Below are 24131 nucleotides of genomic sequence, written 5' to 3' on the forward strand. Positions count from 1 at the left end.
ATCTATAACTAACAAGTTACAAATTACAAGCGAAAATACATAAATAAATAAAGCTAAACAAATAAAGTTACACACTACACAAGATAGGGCAAATACATGAGTGATGGCATGTTTATTCAAACTAGAAAATCTTCTAGAAGCTTTATATTTACTATTCGTGAAAGCTCTTTAGACTATTCGGGTGCAGATTCTAGTAAGCCAAAATATAGCCGTCTTTTAGGAAGGCGCCCAATAGAAGTTCTTGATAATCAAAAGCTTGACGAAGGTGTGTATCGCTTAGTTTTGCGCGATGATGCTATTGCTAAAACGGCCACTCCTGCGCAATTTGTTAACTTATATTCTCCAGATTCTACAACTATGCTTCCTAGGCCATTTGGTGTTGCAAGCGTTGATGGAGATACTTTTACTCTTATTTTTGCTGTAATTGGTAAGGGTACTGCCGAGTTTGCGCAGCTTAAAGCAGGAGACACTGTAGACGCTTTAGGGCCATTAGGATTGGGTTTTGATATTTCTAAGCCAGCGCACTATGTTCTTGTAAGCGGAGGATTGGGCGTTCCTCCTTTGATTTGTGCTGCGCAAGCGATTGCAAAAAATAAGGATTGCAAGGTTACGGCCGTTCTTGGATACAGAGATAATCATTTTGCTGACTCATTTATGAAGGAATACGTTGATAACGTTTATAGCATTAGCAATGCGCAAGGAACTGTTATTACTTTGCTTAATGAGCTAGAGCAAGAAAATCATTTTGATTTTAATGGCGATTTGCCTATTGTTATTCTTTCTTGCGGGCCTATGCCAATGATGAAAGCTGTAGCTCATTGGGCGCATGAGCGTAACGTTAAATGCCAACTAAGCCTAGAAGCAAGAATGGGATGCGGCTATGGCACTTGTGTTGCTTGCGTTGTAGATACTTTGGAAGGCAGACTTAAAGTTTGTAACGAAGGGCCAGTATTTGACTCTGAAAGATTAGGCTGGGAGTAAATAAAAGTCTGAGAACAAATACTGGAAACAATAAAGGCTGGGAGTAAAAAGATATGAGTAACGAAATGAATAAAGCTTTAGAAAATGCGCAAAATAGCGCGCAAAACAATGCATCAACTCTTGGATTTGACACAAGCCACGTTTGGAAGCACTCAACTAAAGTTGCGGGAGTTGAGTGGAAAAACATGGTTGGAACAGCGTCTGGAACGTTCCAACTTGCAGCTTGCGCGCACTTTTATGACGTTAGCCAACTTGGAGCAATTTGTACAAAAGGTGTTTCCCCAGTTCCTTGGGAGGGTAATCCTTCTCCGCGCACTGCAGAATCGCCTTCTGGAATGGTGAATGCTGTTGGTTTGCAAAATCCTGGAGTTGATCACTATTTAGTAGACGAGCTTCCAAAGTTAAAAAAGCTTGGGGCGCTTGTAATCACAAATGTTGCAGGCCACAGTGACGAAGATTATGCGCAAGTTGTTGAAAAGCTTGCGGATTCCGCGGCAGATATGCTAGAGATTAACGTTAGCTGCCCAAACGTAACTCATGGCGGAATGAGTGTTGGCACAGACCCAGTTGCATTGCATCGTTTAATTAAGCGACTTCGCGCAATGACAGATAAGCCGATGATTGTAAAAATGACGCCAAATGTTACAGATATTGTTTCGATTTGCAAAGCTGCTGTTGATGCTGGCGCAGATGCTTTAAGCATGATTAATACTTTAGTTGGATTGAGAATTGACATTCGCACAGGCGAGCCGATTATTGCAAACCGTACGGGCGGTGTTTCTGGCCCTGCAATCTTCCCGATTGGACTTGGATTTGTGTGGCGAGTGCGTCAAGCTATGCCAGATATTCCAATCATTGGTATTGGTGGCATTGATTCTGGAGAGAAAGCTTTGGAATATTTGTATGCTGGCGCTAATGCTGTAGAAGTTGGGGCGGCCGCTCTTGTGGACCCAACTGCTCCGATTCGCATTGCGCGTGAGTTGGATGATTTGCTTGATTCTAGGCCAAAGCTTGCGTCTTTGCTTAAAGAAGGCAAAACTTGGCGATGACATTTAATGCATTATTTAAGACAATTTACTAAGACAATTCATTCAAGACAGATTTAACAAGGAGAGTTAATTATGGCACAATTACACGAGGATTTTACAAAGTTTTTGCTTGATTCGGGCGCACTTAAATTTGGTGATTTTACGCTTAAGTCTGGTCGCCAATCGCCTTACTTTATTAACGCTGGTGCTTTTGACGACGGCATGAAAATTGCTTCTCTTGGCGATTATTACGCTCAAAGAATTATTGCAGCAATCAAAGATGGTATTCTTTCTAACAATATTGACACAGTTTTTGGTCCTGCTTATAAAGGCATTCCGCTGGCAGTTTCTACGTCTATGGCTTTAACGAATAATTACAATATGCCAGTTGGTTTTACTTTTGATAGAAAAGAGCGAAAAGATCACGGCGACGGCGGAATGATGGTTGGAAAGCCGCTAAAAGACGGCATGAATGTGTTGCTGGTTGACGACGTTATGACTGCTGGGACTGCAGTTCGCGAAACTTTGCCAAAGCTTAAAGCAGAAGCAAACGTGCAAGTTGTTGGCTTGATTTTGGCAGTAGATAGAATGGAGCGCACAAAAGACAGTGATCTTTCTGCAGTAAAAGCAGTAGAGCAAGAGTTTGGATTCCCAGTGCTTCCAATTGCAAACGTGCGCGAAATCTTCGATGCTGCTAAGAGGATTATTAATTCAAACGGGGAGCCCGTAATGAATCAGCAGTTGGCAGATTGCGCTGCTAAATATCTTCTTCAATACGGCGCTTGATATATTGCGTTTTAATAAAAGATCTTAAAGTTTTCCGCAAAATGTTGCAAAACACGGTGTGTGGTACAACATTTTGCGGAAAACTATTGCAAATGTTTTAGTTTTTCTTTAAAACAAAGGTTGCAATTCCAGCAATTGCAACAACAAATACAACTAATATAGCAATAGCTAATACATGCGTATTATTGGTTGAAGAGGCTGATTTCGCAATATAGCTGTTATTTGTTAGTGCGTCCTTCTTTTTGTTTACGCTTTTACTTGAATCATTATCTTTAGAGTTGTTTTCTTTAGAATTATTGCTTTGCAAATCTTTGTAATCAGCATTATTGCTGATTGAGTTGCTGCTTTGTTCGGTTTGATTCTTATTTGTTGCAGTTTTGTTGGCGATTTCTGCTTTGTAAGAAGTATCTTGATTTTCTTGTTGCGATTTAGCAGATTCTGCAGTTTTAGGTTCTGCAACCTTTTGTTGTTCTGCAGTATATGTTTTCGCATCAACACTGGTTTGATTATAACTACTATAATTGTAATCATCTTTATTAAAAGGAATGAATAATAATTTGTTCAAACTGTAATCAGAATCAGAATCATGGTCCGAAGATTCAGATCTACTAGGCTCAACAACGTTTGAAGTTTCCTTTTGAATGCTTTTAGTTTTAACAGTCAAATTAAAATCTTTACTTAAATCAAGATTGCTTAAATCTGTATTAAAAGCAGAGTTCCCATTATTCCAATCTGTAATCACTTCGTCTTTTAAGCCTAGAATTGTAGATAAAGTTGCGTTTGCTTTTTCTATACCTAGATTTCGGAAGTCAGTTATTTTATTATTTGAATCTTTACAGTTAACAATTGCATCAACAAAATTATGTTTTCCATTCGTATTAACTAAGCAATTAATATTAGCATCGCCGTGTTTTATTGTAGCCATAAAGTATCCGCGTAAGAATCTTCTAGAGCCGCTTTCTTTGCTTTGTTTTGCGTTATTTTCTATTAAATCTTTTGCACTATTTGAGAATCCACCTTCTTTAATAAGAAGATTTCCATTTTGTGTGCCTGCTTCTTTCCAAATGTCATTAAGTGCCGAAAGATTTGTTTGTTCGAGATTAACGCCAGATGGAATGGTAATATCAACGATTTTGCTGCCGCCAAACATGTTTTTAACACCTTGGTTTAATGAACCGGTTTGAATATTAAGAGCTTGTGTTAAATCCCACTTAGAAATATCTAGAGACGTTACAGAAGAGTTTGCAAACATATCGTTCATGTCTGTTGCGCTAGAAGTGTTCCAATTTTCGATTCCTGGTATTTGTGTTAAATTAGTAGTGTTTGAAAATGCTTTTCCCATATTCCAAACATTTTTTGTATTCCAATTTTCTAAGCCAGTTATCTTTTTAACGCCACTGTTGTCAAAAAGACCAACAATGTTTGAAACATAAGAAGTTTTCCATTTTCCAAGGTTGGCTTCTTTAAGTGAGGTTGTTCCAGTAAACATTTTTCCAATGTCGTTAGTATTGCTAATATCCCAGTTTTCAAGCGCTTTAATGTCTTCTAGCTTGTTGGCGTTCATAAACATTCTTCCCATTGAAGCTAGATTGTTGTTTGTAAACACTTCTAAGCCTTCGCTAGTTGTTAATCCGCTTTCTTCAAACATTCCAGTTGCTTCATCGCAGTAGGTGTTGTCCCAAGTAATTCCCTTAACGTTTGAAAGATTCTTTGCTTGGTAGAACATGTTGTTCATATGATGAACATTGCGCGTTTTAAAGTTTCTAATGCCGTCTGCAGATTCGATTGCGCTGCCTTCAAACATGCTAGTCATGTCTGTAACGTTGTTAGTGTTCCACTTTTCGTCTAATCCGTGAACTGTGCGCAAATTTTTTGTGTTTCTAAACATTAGCTGCATGTTTTCAACGTTGCTAACGTCCCAGTTAGATATTGGATTTATGCTGATTATTCCGCTATCTTCAAACAGGCTGCTCATATCTGTTACGCGGCTTGTATCCCAGTCTTTAGTTCCATTAATGTTTTTTAGCTTAGGAGTTGAAGAAAACATTCCAGACATATCTTCTACATTAGAAGTGTCAAATAAATCCAAATTGTTTATTGTTTCTAGATTTGCAAAGTTTGAAAACAGATTGCTAGCACCGTTGCCAAGTTGGATTTTTCCAGCATTTTCAGTTTGATCGCCTGATTGAACAATATTTATGACTTTGACTTTAGATGTATCAAGATTTACGCCATCTGGATTGTTTTTATTAGACGAAATAATCTTTTCAATTGAGTTAGATGCAAAATCTGTTCCGTTAATTTTTGATATTTCAAGAGTATTAGTGGATTCGTCAAACTTCCACTTTAGTCCAGTAGGAGTTGGGTCAAGGAATCCCTGATATTTTGCTTCATGCCAAGTGTTTAGTGCGTTTTCTTTGTTTTTTGGATTAGATGCAACAGATTTGTTATACTGCGTTAGCCCAGTGTTTAATTTTTCGCGAGCAATGGCTTGAGTTGGTGTTAGTGAGAAAATTATTACTAAAGATAAGCAAGATGCGAATATATTTTTTCTCATGGTTTCTCTTCTCTGTTAAATCATGCGTATGTTCGTTCTTGTTAGAACATGTTAAATATATCAGTCTTTATGAATAAAGTAAAGATAATATGTTAGTTTATGTTCTTTTTTTGTAAAAATAATTATAAATTAGTGTTTTATAATGATGCTTTTATATGTGAGTAAAAATATCAAAAGATTGTATTAATCTCATAATATGGAAAACAGCAATAATAAGTACCAAGAATCAGAAGATTTGGATGATATCGCTTCCTTTAATAATCAAGATGAGTATGAGCAAGAAAATATTTTTGGATCTTCTAATGATGATTCAAACAACTCCTTGTTAAGCGATAAAAAGGCTATTGCTGTTATTGTTTGTGTATCTCTTATATCAATCGGAGTTGTTGTTGGATTAGGGTTTGTATTATTTGCTAATAACTCTAAGCCTAATCTAAAAGCAAGTGAGCCTTATAAAAATTGCGTTCAATTGCGCAAAAAAGTAATCAATGCTAAAGAAGAGCTTAAAAAAATTATATCAAGTCAAGATGTTAAAGATGCTTCTAATATAAAAGCTGCTGATTTTGATGAAGATTTTGATGCTGCTAAAGACTCAGCGGACGATTTTGAAACTTCTTTAAGCTACGCTAATGATGACTTAAACGATGATATTCCATCATGCCCACTTGGCGCGGATTCTTACGATTCTACAACAGTTGAAAATAAGCTTTCAGACAAATTGGATTCTTTGCACAAAGATGCTAATTCTGTTAAAACGCATGCAAAGAATTTACTAAAAACTAGCAGAACTGCTTTTGGTGATCAATTGTTAAATCTTGTTAAAAAAGCTAGAGAGCTTGTAGAAAAAGCTAAAAATTTGCCTATTTTAGCTGATGCTTCTAAAAGCCTAGAAAATGCTATTAATGATGCTGGGAATGCTCTTGCTAAAAGCAGCAATAATTATACAGAGTTAAAGCAGGCTTATCAAAAAATAAAAGCTGTTATAAGCCAGTACGAAGATAGAATTAAAAAAGTGAGCGATAGATTTTTAAGTAGAGATGGCAATGGGTATCCTTTTGATGCTCCGCATCCTAAGGATGATCAAGGTGGCTATATTCCAATGGGTCGTAGTCAAAACTCAGAGTCTTCGGAACAAAACGATCAGAGTAACGAATAATTGCGTTAAATGCGGTTGTTATTTTAGTTGTTATTTTAATTAGTTGACGCTTTGTGGCATAATAAGCAAGGTTTATTTCTTAGCTGCGCAAATTGCAGCTTTATTAGCGAAAGAAACGGATAACTCGTGGCACAGACTACCAATGATATTAAAAATGGATCGGTTTTGAACCTTGAAGGTCAGCTTTGGACTGTTGTTAAGTTCCAGCACGTAAAGCCAGGCAAAGGCCCTGCTTTCGTTCGTACCACCATTAAGAACGTGCTCTCGGGCAAGATTGTCGATAAGACTTTTAACGCCGGCATGAAGATGGAGTTCGAGACCGTTGATAACCGTACTTTGCAATACTCTTACGAAGACGGCGATAACTTTGTGTTTATGGATATGACAACCTACGACCAGGTGTACATTCCTAAGGATTTGGTTGGAGATCAAAGCAAGTATCTTCTTGAAGGAACTGATTGCATTGTTAGCTTCCATGATGGCACTCCTTTGAGCGTAGAGCTTCCAGCGTCTGTAATTTTGACAATTACGCACACTGAGCCAGGCTTGCAAGGTAACCGTTCTAACGCTGGTACTAAGCCTGCAACCGTGGAAACTGGTGCCGAAATTCAGGTTCCACTCTTTGTTGGTGAAGGCGAAAAGGTTAAGGTCGATACTCGTGATGGCTCTTACCTTGGTCGCGAAAACTAGTAGAAACTTATAAAAAGGACGCTAATATGGCACGCTCCACTGCTCGAAAGAGGGCATTGAACACTCTTTATGAGGCAGACGAGAAAAGTCAGAATATTCTTTCTTTACTCGACGAACGTTTGAAAGAGCCAGGCGCGCAAACTCCTCTTCCGGATTATGCTGTTGATATTATTCGCGGAGTAGGAGAGCGCAGAAATAGGATTGATAAAACCTTAAATCGCTATTCAACAGGCTGGAAAGTTGGAAGAATGGCGGTTATTGACCGCAATATTTTGCGCATTGCTGTTTGGGAGATTCTTCTAAACGACGAAGTGCCAGATAAAGTTGCGATTGATGAGGCAATTGCTCTTTCTAAAACATATAGTGACGATGAAGCAATCACCTTTATTCATGGTCTTTTAAGCGCAATTGTTTCCGACAAAGACGCTTGCTTGGCTAAGTTTAATGGTGAATCTGGTGAATCTGGTGAAGCAGAAGAATCGCAAGAATCGCAAGAAAACGATTAGTATTTTGTAAAGTCAGATTTAGATCCAGATTTTAGTTTTGCAAAATAGTCGTAAAACATGTAAATCCGCTTGCTTGTAAAAGTAGGCGGATTTTTGTTTTGTAATACATCGGCGCGTCGCCGTCCGCCAATATGAGTAGACTTGCCACGAATAACCTAAAGCCATAAGGGGGTTAAGGTGGACTATAACGACACCTTCGCCGGATTCGGCACTGATGATGCAGTATTAGTATTGGAAGACGGGCAAGTTTACGTTGGTAAACCATTTGGCGCAAAAGGTTCTACACGCGCTGAAATCGTGTTCTCTACAGGAATGACTGGTTACCAAGAAACACTTACTGATCCAAGTTATGATCAACAAATAGTTGTTCAAACGTTCCCACACATAGGAAATACGGGAATAAACGGCGAAGACCCAGAGTCGTCAAAAATATGGGTTGCAGGATACGTTGTAAAAGCTCCAAGTCCAAATGTTAGCAATTGGAGAGCTACTGGTTCCTTGGAAGATGATTTAGAAAAACAAGGTATTGTAGGAATCAGTGGTATTGATACAAGAATGCTGGTACGACATTTACGCTCAGTTGGCGTTATGCGTGCCGGCATTTTTTCTAATGATGCTCTTATAGACAAAAATACTGGAGCAATTCGCACAGTTGCATCTTTTGTAAATGAGATTAAAGAAACTCCTCAAATGCAAGGCTTGCGACTAACAGACGAAGTTAGCACGCAAGAAGCTTATACGATTGAGCCTTGCGGAGATTATGAAGGCAAAGAGCCTCTTTACACTGTTGTAGCTGTTGACTTTGGCATAAAAGCCATGACTCCTCACCGTTTGGCACAGCGTGGATGCCGTGTGCACGTTGTAAGCTCCTCAATAAGCTTTGAGTCGCTTCAAGCGCTTAACGCAGATGGCGTGTTCTTCTCGAATGGTCCTGGAGACCCTGCTCAAGCAAATCGCGAAGTGGAATTATTGCGTAACGTGTTAGATGCTGGCTACCCATTCTTTGGAATATGCTTTGGAAACCAATTGCTTGGTCGCGCGCTCGGCTTTGGAACATACAAGCTTAAGTTTGGTCATCGTGGCATAAATCAGCCTGTAAAAGACGTGACTACTGGAAAAGTGGAAGTTACGGCGCATAATCACGGATTTGCTGTAGATGCTCCTATTGGCAAGACTGTTCAATCGCCTTACGAAAATGGCCATTTTGGTCGCGTAATAGTGTCTCATATAGATCTTAACGACAATGTTGTAGAAGGCTTGCAATGCCTTGATATTCCAGCTTTTTCTGTGCAATATCACCCAGAAGCAGCCGCAGGACCTCACGACGCATCATACTTGTTTGATCGCTTTGTAGAACTTATGCAAAATCACAAGAATAAGAGCGAAAAATAGTAGGTATAAAGAGATAAAAGGAATTTATAATGCCAAAACGCGATGATATTAAGTCTGTAATGGTGATTGGTTCTGGCCCAATCGTAATTGGTCAGGCTGCAGAATTCGACTATTCGGGAACGCAAGCTTGCCGAGTGCTTCACGAAGAAGGAATCCGCGTAATCCTTGTAAACTCTAATCCTGCTACGATTATGACGGATCCAGAGCTTGCAGACGCAACATACATTGAGCCAATAGACACGGCGATTTTGGAGCGCATTATTGCTAAAGAGAAGCCAGACGCGCTTCTTCCAACGCTAGGCGGCCAAACTGCGCTTAATGCTGCAATGGACTTGGGGCGTGCAGGAATCCTAAAAAAGTACAATGTGGAGCTTATTGGCGCATCTTTGGAAGCAATCGACCGCGGCGAAGATCGTGAGCTTTTTAAGAAAGTCGTAGAAAAAGCTGGAGCAGAAAGCGCAAAATCATTTATTGCTCACTCAATCGAAGAAGTAGACAAAATTGTTGAAACGCTTGGATACCCAGTAGTGGTACGTCCAAGCTTTACAATGGGCGGCTTAGGCTCTGGAATTGCTCACAATCAAGAAGAATTACACCGCATTGCAGGAGCAGGCATCCACTATTCTCCAACAGACGAAGTGCTTATTGAAGAAGGCATTGAAGGCTGGAAGGAATTTGAGCTGGAGCTTATGCGAGATTCTAAAGACAACGTTGTTGTTGTGTGCCCAATAGAAAACGTTGATCCTGTAGGCGTTCACACAGGAGACTCGATTACTGTTGCTCCATGCTTTACGCTAACAGATCGCGAGTATCAAAAGATGCGAGATATTGGCATTGCGATTATTCGAGGCGTTGGAGTTGACACAGGCGGATGCAATATTCAATTCGCAATCAACCCTAAGACTGGCCGCATAATCGTAATCGAAATGAATCCTAGAGTTTCGCGCTCTTCGGCGCTCGCGTCTAAAGCAACAGGATTCCCAATCGCAAAAATCGCTACAAAACTTGCGCTCGGATACACTTTGGACGAAATCCAAAACGATATTACGCGTTCGACTCCTGCAAGCTTTGAGCCAACGATTGACTATGTTGTAACTAAGATTCCGCGCTTTGCTTTCGAAAAGTTCCCTGGAGCAGACACTACGCTTACAACTTCTATGAAGTCTGTTGGCGAAGCAATGGCTTTGGCTGGAAACTTCCAGGAGTCCCTTGGAAAAGCAATGCGCTCAATCGATAAGCGCCACGCATGCTTTAACTGGGACGGCGAGCGCCCGAGTAAAGAAGAAGTTAATAGACTTCTTGAAGAAATACACACGCCAACAGAGCATCGCTACTTGCAAATTCAGCGCGCGCTTTGGGGCGGAGCAACTCCAGAGCAGATTTTTGACGCAACAAAAATCGACCCATGGTTTGTTGAGCAGCTTTCGTTAATCAATAAAACAGCTTTAGAGGTTCGTGAAGCAGAAAACTTGACGCCAAAAGTGTTAAAGAGCGCTAAGCTTGCTGGCCTTTCGGATGTTCAAATTGCGCATTTGCGTAATCTTGGAGACGAAGGCGAAAACATGGTTCGAGAGCTTCGCTGGGCGTATGGATTGCATCCTGTTTACAAAACGGTTGACACTTGTGCTGCCGAGTTTGACGCTGTAACGCCTTACTACTATTCTTGCTACGCTCAAGAAAGCGAGCTTAAGCCGCGCAATCGCGAAGCTGTGATCATTCTTGGCTCTGGTCCAAATAGAATCGGCCAGGGTATTGAGTTTGACTACACTTGCGTTCATGCTGTGCAAGAGCTGGGTAAGGATTACGACACAATCATGGTCAATTGCAATCCTGAAACAGTTTCTACAGACTACGATATGTCGGATCGCCTATACTTTGAGCCGCTTACTTTCGAAGATGTGCTTGAGATTTATCAAGCAGAAAAGAAGCTTGGCCCAGTTAAAGGTGTGATTGTGCAACTTGGCGGCCAAACTCCGCTTTCACTCGCGGCTCGTCTTAAAGCTGCAGGCGTTCCAATTTTGGGTACTACGCCTGAGGCCATTGATTTGGCGGAAAATCGCGAGCTTTTTGGTGAGGTTCTTCGCCAAGAAGGCATGAATGCTCCGCGCTACGGTACGGCTTTAAGCCTCGAAGAAGCTAAAGATGCTGCTCACGCAATCGGATACCCGGTTCTTGTGCGACCAAGCTACGTGCTTGGCGGTCGTGGCATGGAAATCGTGTACGACGATGCTCAGCTTGCAAAATACGTGGATCGCGCTTTGCAAGAAGCTAGAGCAGACACTGTTGTTTCTGGTCGTTTGCCTTCGCCGCTTTTGATTGATAAGTTCCTGCAAGACGCTATTGAGATTGACGTTGATGCACTTTACGACGGCAATGAGCTTTATATTGGCGGAATTATGGAGCATGTTGAAGAGGCTGGTGTGCACTCTGGCGATGCTGCTTGCACTCTTCCTCCAAGCACGCTTTCCGACGATCAAATTCGCCGCCTTCGCGAGGGCACGCTTTCGATTGCTCGCGGATGCTCGGTTCGTGGTCTTATTAACGTTCAATACGCTTTTATGGCAAACACTTTGTACGTAATTGAGGCAAATCCTAGAGCGTCTAGAACTGTTCCGTTTGCTTCTAAAGCTACGGGTGTTGCTCTTGCTAAAGCTGCTGCTCGAATTATGTCTGGAGAAACAATCGAACAGCAGCGAAAGCGTGGTCTTCTTCTTCCAAAGGGAGATGGTGGAGATATTCACCCAGGCCAGCAGGTTGCTATTAAGGCTTCCGTCTTGCCTTTTAAGCGTTTCCGCACGCCTGTTGGTAGAACAGTTGATATTTTGCTTGGTCCAGAAATGCGTTCTACTGGAGAAGTTATGGGCTTCGACCGAGACTTCCCACATGCTTTTGCTAAGAGTCAGCTTGCAGCATACAAGGGCGGTTTGCCTACAAGCGGCAACGTGTTTGTGTCTGTAAGCGATGCAGATAAGAGGCAATTGCCGTTACTTGCAGTGCGCTTAGTAGAACTTGGATTTACGATTTGGGCTACAGAAGGTACGGCATCTGTTCTTAGACGCTATGGCATTGATTCCGTTATTGTTGACAAGCTCTCAAGCCAAGGCGACACGGCGAAGGATGTGCGAAATGACGTGCCTTCGCGCGAAAGAATCGGCAAAAACGTGGTTGAGCTGATTGAGAATGGTAAGATTGATATGGTGTTGAACACGCCGAATTCAAGAGGGTCGCGTACGGATGGTTATGCTATTCGTGCAGCTGCTGTTGCAGCAGACCTTCCGCAATTTACTACAATTACGGAGTTTGCACCAGTTCTTATGGCTATAGAAGCCGTTAAGAACAACGATTACCAAGTGATGAGCATTCAGGAGCATGCAAAGCAACTGTTTGCAATCGAGAAGGCAGAAAACGAAGAAAGTCGGGCTTAATACATGACCGAAAGCATACGAGAGCAGGAATTGCGCGCGCAAAGATCCGATTTTGGATTGCGTCTAAAAAACGCTATGGCAAAATATGGGCCATTATGCGTTGGCATAGATCCGCACCGCAAGATGCTGCTTAATTGGGGATACAATATGGATGCTCAAGGAGCAGAATTGTTATCCATGCGTATGCTTCAAGCCATGAACGGCAGAGCTGCTGCCGTAAAATTCCAATCAAGCATGTTCGAGCGCTACGGGTCTAAGGGTTTCGCGGCGCTCGAACGAGTGCTGTACGCTGCAAGGCAAATGGATGTAATCACTATTGTTGATTGTGGTCATGGTGGTTTGTCTACAACAATCTCCGCTCTTGCAGACGCTTATTTTAAGCCAGATGCTCCTCTTCTTACAGATGCAATTACGCTTCTTCCGTATTATGGAGCCAGATCAATGGGTGGGTTGATTAATGAGGCTCTTAATAATGGCAAGGGTGTGTTTATTGCTTCGTTAACGTCTAATCGCGAAGGCGCTAGCTTGCAAACTGCTATTCGCCAGACTGGTTCTTACCGCGGTACAACTGTTGCTCATGGCATTGCTCAAACTGCTCAAACTTTTAACAACAATACAAATGGCATGGGCTCTGTTGGTTTGATTGTTGGAGCCACTATTGGAGATTGGATGAATGGCGGTGGAATCGATTTAACGAGTTTTACTGGCCCTATTCTTTCTCCAGGCTACGGCTGGCAGGGTGCGGAAGCTAACGATTTGAAAACGGTTTTTGCTGGAACTCACGGAAACGTTTTAGTAACTGTTTCTAGGTCTATTGCTTCGCACGGTCCAGATATTGGTGCATTATCTAATGCAACTGAACGAATAGCTTGGGATATTCGTCAAGCTTTAATGGATTCATAAAAATGATTTAAGAGAGTCAAATATGGTTAGTTTAGACAATACACAAAGTACGCAATCCATTAAAAGGCGATTGATTGTTCTTACTGGTCCTACTGCTGCTGGTAAGGGCACTGTTGAGGGGGTATTGCGCGAAAAACACCCTAATATTTGGCTTTCTGTTTCTGCTACTACCAGAAAGCCTCGCTACGACGAGTTTAATGGCATTCATTATTGGTTTATTGACGAAGAAGAGTTTGCTAGAAGGCAGAAGAACGGCGAATTTTTAGAGACTGCTCTTGTTCACGGTATGGCTCACTATGGTACTCTTCTTAAACCAGTTTTGGATCATCTTGCTCAAAACGTTCCAACGCTTCTAGAGATTGATCTTCAAGGAGCTAGAAGAGTAAAGCAAGAGGCTTCTAGACTTGGTTTGGAAGTTGTGTACGTGTTTATTGCTCCTCCTAGCTTTGAAGAGCTTAAGCGTAGGCTTATTGGTAGAGGCACAGAAACTCCTGAGCAGCAAGCTAAGCGTTTGCAAACAGCAAAAGTGGAAATGGCTGCGTCTAGTGAGTTTGATTTTGTGATTGTTAATGACGATGCTAATCGCGCTGCGGACGAGCTTTGGAATATAATCGCTAAAGAATACGATTTAGATTAATCTTGATTAGTTTTAGTTTAGATTAGTTTAGATTAGTTCCAATCACTTTAGTTTAATTTTGATTAGTGTTTTGAATATCCTTGCAATAGCTTACAATTGATTATTTGGAAACTATTGTGGCACCATAGAATATGGAGAACATTATGGCATTGGGCACTAAGCCAACACCTACGGGACTTGCAAATCCGCCTATTGATGATTTAATGCAGCATGCGGATTCCAAGTATGCGCTTGCCTTGTTTGCCGCAAAACGAGCACGGCAGATTAATTCTTATTTCACACAGCTTAACGAGGGATTGTTGCAAAACGTTGGTCCTCTTGTTGAGTATAAGAACCAAGAAAAGCCTCTTTCTATTGCATTCCGCGAGATTAATAAGGGTTTGCTAGTAGAGAATCTTGGTGAAGACGATGTGAACGAAGGAAACTGAGTTTTCTTTTTCGTTTAATTGCAGCCGTATTATCCTTGCGCTTACAATCGCGTGTGGGTATGCGGCTGCGATTGTTTTAATGCGCGATTTATAGAGTTAGCTTGATTAGAGAGTTAGCTTGATTTATAAAGTTATAAAGTTATAAAGGGGAATTATGAAAGAGTCTAAACTTATTTCTGCAGAATCTGTTACGGAAGGTCATCCAGATAAGCTTTGCGATCAGATTGCAGATGCAATTTTAGACGACATGCTTCGTCAAGATCCCCATGCGCATGTTGCTGTTGAAGTTTGCGCTTGCGTAGGCCAATTTGTTGTTTTTGGCGAAGTTAGGGGAGAAGTTTACACAGATATTCCTGGAATCGTAAGAAAAGTTGTGCGCGAAGTTGGATACAACAGTTCTTCGGTTGGCTTAGACGCTGATTCTTGTGGAGTAATGGTTTCGCTAACTGAGCAAAGCGCGGAGATAAATCAAGGTGTTTCTAGATTAGATTTAGAATCCGAAAATCTTGCGTCTAAAGAAGAACGCTACAAAAATCAAGGAGCAGGCGACCAGGGCGTTATGTTTGGTTATGCTAGCGACGAAACAGACACTTATATGCCTCTTCCAATCTATCTTGCTCATCGTCTTGCTCAACGCTTATCTTATGTTAGAAAGTCTGGAATTGTGCCAAATCTTCGACCAGACGGAAAAACACAAGTAACAATCGAGTATAACGAAAAGTTAGAGCCTATTCGCTTAGATACTGTTTTGATTTCCACTCAACATAGCCCTAATGTAAGCGTTGATTGGCTTAGAGAACAGCTTGTTAAAAACGTTGTAGAGCCTGTTCTTAGTAAAGTCTTAGAAAATCGCGTTGATTATAGCGATTATAGAATGCTTGTAAATCCTACAGGGTCGTTTGTTTTAGGCGGTCCTGCTGCAGACTCTGGATTGACTGGCAGAAAGATTATTGTAGACACTTATGGTGGAGCCGCTCATCATGGTGGCGGAGCTTTTTCTGGAAAAGACCCTAGTAAGGTAGATCGTTCTGCGGCATACGCTGCACGTTGGGTTGCTAAGAATCTTGTTGCTGCAGGTTTGGCTCATAAAGTAGAAGTGCAAGTCGCGTACGCAATTGGTATTGCGGAGCCTGTTAGCGTAAATGTAGAAACTTTTGGAACAGAAGCCAACGGAATTACGCGTTCGGATATTTCTGCAATCGTTCGCAAAGTCTTTGATTTGCGACCAGCTGCGATTATAGACGAGCTTGATTTGCTTAGACCAATTTACTCTAAGACTTCTGCTTATGGTCATTTTGGCAGAAGTGATGTTGAGTTTCCTTGGGAAAAGTTGAATCGTGTTGAACAGATTAAAAATGAGGTAAAATCATTAAAAAAATGATTTGAAGTTTTATAAGGATTAATTTTATAAGGATTATTAATGCTTGAACAGTCTTCGTTGCAGCCTTCTTTAGAAGGTTTAGCGAAAAAATCGCACAGGCGCAAAAAGGGTGGTTCAACACCAATCCAAGCGAGTAACTGTGCGATTGCGCATGTTGTTTTAGACGTTCAAGCACCTCATCTTGGAAAAACTTTCGACTACATTGTTAGCCAATCGCAAGATGAAGACGCAAAGCCAGGGGTTATGGTTCGCGTAAAATTCGGCGCAAGACGAGTTAACGGAATAATATGGAGCAGAAGCGATTCTAGTGAAACGCCAAAATCCTCCCTAAAGTTTATTGAAAAAATTATTTCTAGCGAAAAAGTTGCATCTAAATCTTTTATGCAAGATATTTCGTCAATCGCTAACGCTTATGGTGGAACTAGAGCGAATATTATTCGGCTCGCTTTGCCCAAAAGAATCGCTGGCGTAGATAAAGAGAATTTTTTAGACGATATTCACATGTCTAAAAGGCAAAAATGGACTAGCGATTTTCGCAAAAGCCTAAAATCAAAAGATGACTTGCAACAGAATCAATATAGCGAATCGGAAAATCTTATAAAAACAACCGATGCTCGCATGTTTGCGTCTTACAAAAACGCGGATTTGTTAAAACAAGCGCTAGAAAACGTTCAAAAACCTTATTATTTGCATTCTAAAGATGACTTTACGTTAAGTACAACGAATAATTACAAAGCTTTTCTTGTAGATGCTTTGCCAGGAGCGTTTAGATGGGCGCAAGATTTAGCGTGGATTATTGCAAATGCTATAAGCGCTGGTCGTCAAGTTGCTGTTGTTTTGCCTACGATTCGAGAAGTGAGCGATGTTATGCGCTCGCTTATGGTTTACGGTCTTAAGCCTTATAAAAAGTCACAAAATTCTAATGGCGCTTTAAGTGGAGATGTTGCTCGTCTTTGCGCTTATGATTCTCCAGCAGATAGATATAGAGCGTGGAGAGCTATAGAAAAGGGCATTGTTCCGTGCGTTTTAGGAACAAGGTCTGCAATGTATGCGCCAGTTGAGTCGCAAGCGCTTTTTGTGATTGTAGAAGATAGCGCATATCAGTATGCAGACGGCATGATGCCTTACGCACAAGCTAGAGGCGTTATGCGATTGCGCGCAAAAAATCATAATGGCGTATTTGTTTCAATGTCTTTTGCAAGAAGCGTTATTAGTCAAAGCGAAGTTGAAAACAAAAAATTAGCTCCTTTGGTTAGTGGCCATTTAGTAGAAGTTACGCCTTTTAAGTCTGTTGTTCAAAATGCAAGTCCTTGGGTTCGTCTTTTAAATTCAAATAATTTGACTAAAATAAACGACCCGAGTGTAGGTTCTAGAATACCGTACACTGCGCTAACTTCGATTAGACAAACTTTAGACGCTAAAATGCCTGTTTTGCTTGCCACATGCCAAGACAGTGCTATTCAAAAAGCTGCGTGTAAAAAGTGCCATTGTATTGCTCGTTGCAAACGTTGCACTGGTCCGCTTGACTTGCCCTTAGACGGTTCTGCTCCTAAATGCGCGTGGTGTGGAAGTATTGCAATAGGTTGGAAATGCTCGAATTGTTCTAGTAATTCTGGAGCGATTGAAGCTGTTCATATAGGCGTTAATTTTACAGCTAAAGAAGTGTTTAAGTTTTTTAAGGATGTTCCAATTATTGTTTCTTCTGCAAAACAAAAAAGCGGTGTTGTTGAGTGGGTTGAGCAAAAGCCGATGATTGTTATTAGTGCGCTTGGATCACAACCGCGTGTTTTAAGCAATTCTAAAGATTCTTGCGGGGAATATGGTCTTGTTGCGATTTTAGACGCGTGGACGAGTCTTTACAGCACGGGATTAGATGCTCGAATAGACACTTTGAACGCGTGGATGAAAGCGGCTTCTATGTGTGCTCCAAAAAGCAGAGACGGAAGCGTGCTTATTTTGGGAGAAACTTATGATGTTCTCGCTAAATCGTTAGAGGAGTGGGATTCTTCGATTCTTTCTAAACAAGAGCTTAAAGAAAGAGAAGATGCGCTTTTGCCTCCGTCTGTTTGCGTTGCAAGAATATGGGGTTTTAGGCAAGCTGTTGTAGATACGCTTAATGCGATTGGTGCAATGGGCGATTATGCGTGTGAAGACATTAGTGAAGACATTGCAAAAGTCGCAAGCAAAAATGGCAATTTAGATAGTTCTAGCAATCTTCCAATGTTAAAAGTCGAAACTAAAAATAATAACTCTGTGGTTTCTGGCGATTCGAGCGAAGATTCTGGCGATTCGAGTGAGTCCGAATATCTTCCGCCTTTACTTGGAATTGTTCCAATGAAGCCTCCTTCAACATTGCGCGAGCAAAATTCTCAACGATTTGAAGAATTAAACGATAGAGTTAAGGCAGTTGTAAGAGTGCCATTAGAATATAGAGATGAATTAGTTAATCGTTTGAAAAAAGAATGCGCAAAGCATTTTGCAATGCGAAAAAGTGGCGAATTAAAATTTAGTGTAGATCCTAAGGATTTGTAAAATCGCATAAACTTGTTAATAGAGTCTCACAAATAAAGACTTATAAATAAAGAGGTTAAAATGGTTGAAAAATGCTACAATTGTGCGGTTTTGGGCAATCCTATATCGCACTCGCTGTCTCCAGTTTTGCACAATGCTGCATATAAGGCATTGGGATTAAATAATTGGCATTATAGTAAAGAAAAAGTTAGCGAAGAAGACTTAAAAGATTTTATTGCAAATCTTGACGATTCTTGGAAAGGCTTAAGCCTTACAATGCCACTTAAAAAAACGATTATGAGCCTAGGTGTAGCTTGCGACTATTGGGCAAAAACGCTTGGAGTTGCAAATACTGCTGTGTTTAGTAAAAAGCCATGCATAGAAAATCCTGAGACGATTGAGCTTTGTAACACAGACGTAAATGGGATTGTAATGGCGTTAATGCGCGCTCTAAAATCTAAAATATTAAACGCAAAAAGTGCGGTTATTATTGGCAGCGGAAACACAGCGTCTTCTGCAATGGCAGCTTTAATAGAAATTGCGCAAGGCTCAAAATTGAGCAAAGTTAGTGTTGTTGCAAGATTGCAAAGCGATGGTAAAACTGTTAAAGGCGTTAGTAGATTTAACGATTTAGTAGATAAATATAACTCGGATTTTCCAAATAGCAGAAGAATAGAGCCAGAGAATTTTGAGATTAAAAACAAGCGCGATTACAAGCCTGTTTGCGGTATAGAATTCCCTGCGATTGAGCCTTTACAACCGCGCGATTTACAAATTGACGATTTACAAGATATAGAAGAATGTGATAAATCTCACATTCTAGAATCTATTTCTTCGTTGGATGCAATTGAAGCAATTGCAAACGCAGATATTGTTATAAGCACTGTTCCAGCTCATGTAGCAGACGGATTAGCGCTCGCTTTGTGCGAATATTGCAAAGAAAAGTCAATAAAACATTTAGGAGCTTTGCTAGACGTTGTTTACAGTCCTCGACCAAGCCAGATGCTTAAAGTTTGGAGAAAATATGGCATTGGTATTGGTGGAGAAGAAATGCTTTTACACCAGGCATTGGATCAAGTAAAACTTATGACTTTTGAGTATAGGCATTCGAATGATGATTCAAGCGATGATTCAAGCGATGATTCTTGTATAATCAAACATAAATCCATCAAGGCTACAGATTACGATTACATAAGAAGTCGCATGGAAAAAGCATTGCAGGAGGCATTATGAGCGATGAGAATAATCTAGAAATGCAATCTCATAATTCCGTTTTTAAGTTGCAATCAAATAATGCTTCTTTAAGTAGCCAAGATGCGCATGTTTCAAGCGATTTTGAAGTAATGCTCATTACTGGCATGAGCGGCGCTGGCAGATCTCATGCAGCAAATGCTTTGGAAGACATGGGATGGTATGTTATTGATAATCTTCCTCCAAAGCTGCTTATTCCGCTTGTAGATATGATGACGTCTTCTGGCTCTAAAGTGCATAAGCTTGCAGCAGTGATTGATGTAAGATCGCGTGGATATTTTGACGATCTTTTTGCTGTTTTAGGTCACATAGATGATTTGGGCGTAAAAACTCGAATACTATTTTTAGACGCTTCCGATTCTGTGCTTATTAAGCGATATGAGTCTGTGCGCAGGCCGCATCCTTTGCAACGCGGCGGGAGACTTATTGATGGCATTTTAGAAGAGCGCGAGCTTTTAAGTCATCTTAAGGATTGCGCGGATATTATTATCGATACTTCTACTCTTAGTATTCATCAACTTTCAACAAAGCTTTACGAAGGCTTGCTTGGAAAAGGGTCTTCTACTGTATCTGTGCATATTTTTAGTTTTGGATTTAAGTACGGAATGCCTATGGATGCCGATTTTGTGGCAGATATGCGATTTTTGCCAAATCCATTTTGGGTTCCAGAACTTAGAGATTTAACTGGCAAAGATAAAGCTGTTAGCGATTATGTTCTTAAAAACCCAGCCGCAATGGAATTCTTAGATTCCTACGAGAAAGCTCTTCTTACAGCAATCGATGGTTTTGCAAAAGAAGATAAGCACTATGTAACTATTGCAATTGGATGCACAGGAGGCCAGCATAGGTCTGTAGCTATTAGCATAGAGCTTGCAAAACGATTAAAATCTAGAGGATTGCAAGTTACAGTGTCTGCTAGAGAGATGAGATCTAGAGCATGATTTAACAAATAATGCATTTTCTCCTACGGTGTTATGTAATATAAAAAGCAATATTAAAAGGTAAAATGTCCAAGTCATTGGGTACTACAGAAAGCCGAGCATGTAGATGTTTTTAGCATCGTGCAATGGCATCTTGCAAGAATCCCAACGCATACTTTAAGAAGAACAAAATAGGAGGTTTCCCTTGGCTCTTCTTGACGACGTAAAGAACGAACTCGTCGCAAATAATAGTGACCAACCAGCGGTTATTATGGCTCAAGCTGCAGCGATGATGCGTTTTGCTGGAGGTTTAAGGCCAGTTAATAATCAAGCTGTAATTAGAGCACAGTTTGATTCGCAAAATGCAGCACAATGGCTCGTAGACGTTCTTGAGACTTATTTCCAGCGGGAGGCTAAGATTTCTCAAGCTTCTCGTCAAACGCCTACGGGTGTTGTTACTCGTTACGAGGTTCTTGTTGATCGAGGAGCCGCAGCTTTAGCATTGCAATCTGGTCTTCTGGATCGACGTATGCACATTGTTGCAGGCTTAGCTCCAGAAATTGTTAGCGGAAGCATTGCACAAATTAAAGCCGCGTGGAGGGGAGCGTTTATAGCTCACGGTGCTATATCGGATCCTGGAAAAGCTAGCTATCTAGAGATTGTTTGCCCAACTCACGAAGCTGCAACAGCTCTACAAGCTATGGCTGCACGTTTGGGTGTAAGCGCAAAGGCTCGTAAAGTTAAAAGCTCCGAGCGCGTTACTTTGCGTGATTCAGACGCAATTGAGCGTATGCTTAATTTGATTGGTGCTCCAAGGTCTTCTAGAGAATGGACTGGCAAGCGTTCTGATGGCGAAGCAAGAGGAAAAGCTAATCGTTTAGCAAACTTCGATGATGCAAATATGCGCAGGAGTGCTAAGGCTGCTGCAGAAGCTTGCGAAAAGGTTCGTCACGCTTTCGACGTTCTTGGAGACGATATTCCAGAAAATCTTTTGATGGCAGGCAAGTTGCGACTTAAGCACAGTGATGCAAGCTTGGAAGAGCTTGGTCATTTGGCAGATCCTCCAATCACAAAAGATGCTGTTGCTGGTCGAATTCGTAGACTTTTGCAACTTTGCGCTAAAGTCGAAAAATCTAGAATGTAGAATTAACTCTAGAATTAACTTTTGTAGCTACTAACTTTGATTAAATGCCGTATACACAAAGTATGCGGCATTTTTTTTATCGCGCGATTTTTGTGTTGATTTTTATGTACATATTTCTGTTGATTTTGTGCGTGCTTGTTGCGCATATGCGGTATAATCGTTTGTGGAATTTATAGACGTTTTAGCTTTGCTTTCGTCTTTTTTCTTGTTAAATTCGCCATCATGATTGGTTGAATCATGGTTTGGAAAGGATACCAATGAAGACACTTAAAGATTTGGGAGATTTGAGCGGCAAGCGCGTACTCGTTCGTGCCGATTTTAATGTTCCTCTTAAGGGCACGACTATCACAGACGACGGTCGTATTAAGGCTGCTTTGCCAACGATTAAAGCTTTGCGCGAGCAGGGTGCCAAGGTTATTTTAATGGCTCATCTTGGCCGTCCAAAGGGTCAAGTTGTTCCAGAGCTTTCTTTGGCTCCAGTGGCAGCTCGCTTAGGTGAACTTCTTGGTGTAAATGTTGCTTTGGCTGCAGATACTTACGGCGAAGATGCTCAAGCTAAGGTTGCTGCAATGAACAATGGCGACGTTGTTTTGCTTGAGAACGTGCGCTTTAACGTCGAAGAAACCAGCAAGGATGCTTCTGAGCGCGCTGAATACGCTAAGAAGATTGCTGCTCTTGGAGAAGTTTTTGTTTCCGACGGTTTCGGTGTTGTTCACCGTGCCCAGGGTTCAAATTACGATGTTGCTGCCGATCTTCCAGCTGCTGCTGGCTTGCTTGTTGAAAAGGAAGTTAAGGCACTTTCTCGCGCAACCGAAAATCCAGAGCGTCCTTTGACAGTAGTTCTTGGCGGATCTAAGGTTTCCGATAAACTCGGCGTTATTGAAAACTTGCTTTCTAAGGCTGATCGCCTTGTTATTGGCGGCGGAATGGTGTTTACTTTCCTCAAGGCTTTGGGTCACGAAGTTGGTACTTCTTTGCTCGAGGAAGATCAGCTCGAGAAAGTTAAGGGATACATTGAAACCGCTAAGAAGAATGGCGTAGAGCTTGTTCTTCCAACCGATATTGTTGTGAACGCCGGCTTCCCAGCAGGAGACACTCCAGTTGCTCCAGAAGTTGTTCCAGCGGATGCTATTCCTGCAGACAAGATGGGCTTAGATATTGGCCCTGATTCTCAAAAGCTGTTCCACGATAAGATTGTTGATTCCAAGACTGTTGTGTGGAATGGCCCTATGGGCGTGTTTGAGGTTCCAGAGTTTGCTGCTGGTACTCGTGCTGTAGCACAAGGCTTGGTTGACGCCACTAAGAACGGCACTTTCACTATTGTTGGCGGTGGTGATTCCGCTTCTGCAGTTCGTAACCTTGGATTTGCGGAAGATGGCTTCTCGCACATCTCCACTGGTGGCGGCGCTTCTCTCGAGTTCTTGGAAGGTAAGACTCTTCCAGGCTTGAGCGTGCTTGAGTAAATAAATTTAAGATATTGTGCCGGCTTCGATTTTATGAATTCATTTTGTAAATCGAGGTCGGCATAATGTTAATTTTATCTTTATAACAATTCTTAAGGGTGATTATGGTTTGTAAAAGAAAACCGCTAGTTGCAGGTAATTGGAAAATGAATTTCAATCACCTTGAAGCCACTCATTTTATTCAAAAATTCTGGTGGATGCTTTGCGATTCTCACTTTGATTGCAAAAAATGCGATATTGCGCTTATGCCGTCGTTTACATCCTTAAGAAGCGTACAAGTTTTAGTTGAATCCAGTAATATTCCTATTCTTTACGGAGCACAAGCTGTTTCCGTTACAACTCAAGGCGCGTTTACTGGAGACGTTTCTGCAGATATGCTTGCAAGTCTTGGCTGCTCAATGGTGATTGTAGGCCATTCCGAGCGTAGAAAGTATCATCCAGAAGACGATGCGAATATTGTTGACCAAGTGCGCGCTGTTCTTGCAGCTGGAATGCAACCAATTTTATGCGTTGGCGAAAGCTTCGAGGAGCGCAAGCAAGGTATAGAGCTTGATTTTGCGGTTGGTCAAGTTCACGACGTTACTCGCGACTTAGACTCTAAGCAGGCAGCACGTTTGATTATTGCGTACGAACCAGTTTGGGCTATTGGAACTGGCATGGTTGCTACAGCTCAATCTGCTCAAGAGGCAGCTTTTGCGATTAGGGACGATTTGCGACGCACTTTTGACGATAATGTTGCAAATTCTGTGCGTATTCTTTATGGCGGATCTGTAACGTCTTCTAATGCGTCAAGCTTAATTAGTGAGCCAGATGTGGATGGATTCCTTATTGGAGGAGCGTCTTTAGAAGTTGAAGAGCTTGCTTCTATTGTTAAACTCGCGTCTTATAAAAATCGCGAATGATTTTAGCGCTTATTTAGTGAATGATTTAGCACTTATTTAGTTCTGATTCAACATATATTTAGCGCATAGG

General features: G+C 41.3%; 19 protein-coding genes. 18 read left to right on the plus strand and 1 reads right to left on the minus strand.

Annotation, left to right across the window (positions count from 1 at the left end; translation table 11 throughout):
- Positions 1 to 96 precede the first annotated feature (96 nt).
- The 3 genes from NYP55_RS06130 to pyrE all read left to right on the plus strand — a co-directional run bounded on the left by NYP55_RS06130 (position 97) and on the right by pyrE (position 2795).
- Complete coding sequence (locus tag NYP55_RS06130) at positions 97 to 981, plus strand: dihydroorotate dehydrogenase electron transfer subunit (protein WP_004131005.1); 885 nt, start codon at positions 97 to 99, stop codon at positions 979 to 981.
- Between the two features lie 53 nt (positions 982 to 1034).
- Positions 1035 to 2030 (plus strand): dihydroorotate dehydrogenase, encoded by a 996-nt coding sequence (locus NYP55_RS06135; protein ID WP_004133050.1) that lies wholly within the window; start codon positions 1035 to 1037, stop codon positions 2028 to 2030.
- Between the two features lie 72 nt (positions 2031 to 2102).
- Positions 2103 to 2795 (plus strand): orotate phosphoribosyltransferase, encoded by a 693-nt coding sequence (pyrE, locus tag NYP55_RS06140; protein WP_472781732.1) that lies wholly within the window; start codon positions 2103 to 2105, stop codon positions 2793 to 2795.
- Between the two features lie 97 nt (positions 2796 to 2892).
- Here the strand turns inward: pyrE and NYP55_RS06145 are convergent, their stop codons facing one another.
- The gene (locus tag NYP55_RS06145; protein ID WP_472781733.1) at positions 2893 to 5352 is read right to left on the minus strand and encodes a BspA family leucine-rich repeat surface protein; all 2460 of its coding nucleotides are present in this window, start codon (positions 5350 to 5352) and stop codon (positions 2893 to 2895) included.
- 196 nt (positions 5353 to 5548) lie between these two features.
- Between NYP55_RS06145 and NYP55_RS06150 the strand changes: the two genes are divergently transcribed.
- From NYP55_RS06150 to tpiA, 15 genes are all read left to right on the plus strand, one after another.
- A complete protein-coding gene (locus NYP55_RS06150; RefSeq protein WP_472781734.1) occupies positions 5549 to 6508 on the plus strand; it encodes a hypothetical protein in 960 nt (319 codons plus the stop codon).
- A 126-nt stretch (positions 6509 to 6634) separates the two neighbouring features.
- The gene (efp, locus tag NYP55_RS06155) at positions 6635 to 7198 is read left to right on the plus strand and encodes an elongation factor P (RefSeq protein ID WP_004130995.1); all 564 of its coding nucleotides are present in this window, start codon (positions 6635 to 6637) and stop codon (positions 7196 to 7198) included.
- Between the two features lie 26 nt (positions 7199 to 7224).
- Entirely contained in the window at positions 7225 to 7704 is a 480-nt protein-coding gene (gene nusB / locus NYP55_RS06160) for a transcription antitermination factor NusB (RefSeq protein ID WP_018615687.1), read from the plus strand.
- A gap of 177 nt (positions 7705 to 7881) precedes the next feature.
- Positions 7882 to 9096, plus strand: a complete 1215-nt coding sequence (gene carA, locus NYP55_RS06165; protein WP_472781735.1) for a glutamine-hydrolyzing carbamoyl-phosphate synthase small subunit — start codon at positions 7882 to 7884, stop codon at positions 9094 to 9096.
- 29 nt (positions 9097 to 9125) lie between these two features.
- Positions 9126 to 12521, plus strand: coding sequence for a carbamoyl-phosphate synthase large subunit (carB, locus tag NYP55_RS06170; RefSeq protein ID WP_016635438.1), 3396 nt, complete (start codon positions 9126 to 9128; stop codon positions 12519 to 12521).
- Positions 12522 to 12524: 3 nt separating this feature from the next.
- Positions 12525 to 13424, plus strand: coding sequence for an orotidine-5'-phosphate decarboxylase (gene pyrF, locus NYP55_RS06175; protein WP_472781736.1), 900 nt, complete (start codon positions 12525 to 12527; stop codon positions 13422 to 13424).
- A gap of 22 nt (positions 13425 to 13446) precedes the next feature.
- Positions 13447 to 14061, plus strand: a complete 615-nt coding sequence (gene gmk / locus NYP55_RS06180; protein WP_004130987.1) for a guanylate kinase — start codon at positions 13447 to 13449, stop codon at positions 14059 to 14061.
- Between the two features lie 143 nt (positions 14062 to 14204).
- Positions 14205 to 14489, plus strand: coding sequence for a DNA-directed RNA polymerase subunit omega (rpoZ, locus tag NYP55_RS06185; protein WP_004130985.1), 285 nt, complete (start codon positions 14205 to 14207; stop codon positions 14487 to 14489).
- Positions 14490 to 14643: 154 nt separating this feature from the next.
- Positions 14644 to 15870: a methionine adenosyltransferase gene (metK, locus tag NYP55_RS06190; protein WP_020758630.1), complete on the plus strand. Its 1227-nt coding sequence runs from the start codon at positions 14644 to 14646 to the stop codon at positions 15868 to 15870.
- Positions 15871 to 15909: 39 nt separating this feature from the next.
- Positions 15910 to 18402 (plus strand): primosomal protein N' family DNA-binding protein, encoded by a 2493-nt coding sequence (locus NYP55_RS06195; protein ID WP_472781737.1) that lies wholly within the window; start codon positions 15910 to 15912, stop codon positions 18400 to 18402.
- A 60-nt stretch (positions 18403 to 18462) separates the two neighbouring features.
- Positions 18463 to 19614, plus strand: a complete 1152-nt coding sequence (locus NYP55_RS06200) for a shikimate dehydrogenase family protein (RefSeq protein ID WP_472781738.1) — start codon at positions 18463 to 18465, stop codon at positions 19612 to 19614.
- A gap of 110 nt (positions 19615 to 19724) precedes the next feature.
- Entirely contained in the window at positions 19725 to 20573 is an 849-nt protein-coding gene (rapZ, locus tag NYP55_RS06205; RefSeq protein ID WP_080649803.1) for an RNase adapter RapZ, read from the plus strand.
- A gap of 184 nt (positions 20574 to 20757) precedes the next feature.
- On the plus strand, positions 20758 to 21696 hold the full coding sequence (gene whiA / locus NYP55_RS06210) for a DNA-binding protein WhiA (RefSeq protein ID WP_004130980.1): 939 nt from the start codon (positions 20758 to 20760) through the stop codon (positions 21694 to 21696).
- Between the two features lie 257 nt (positions 21697 to 21953).
- The gene (locus NYP55_RS06215; protein WP_472781739.1) at positions 21954 to 23159 is read left to right on the plus strand and encodes a phosphoglycerate kinase; all 1206 of its coding nucleotides are present in this window, start codon (positions 21954 to 21956) and stop codon (positions 23157 to 23159) included.
- A gap of 104 nt (positions 23160 to 23263) precedes the next feature.
- Entirely contained in the window at positions 23264 to 24061 is a 798-nt protein-coding gene (gene tpiA, locus NYP55_RS06220; RefSeq protein WP_116285816.1) for a triose-phosphate isomerase, read from the plus strand.
- Positions 24062 to 24131 lie beyond the last annotated feature (70 nt).

This window comes from Gardnerella sp. c10Ua_31 (genome assembly GCF_055700915.1).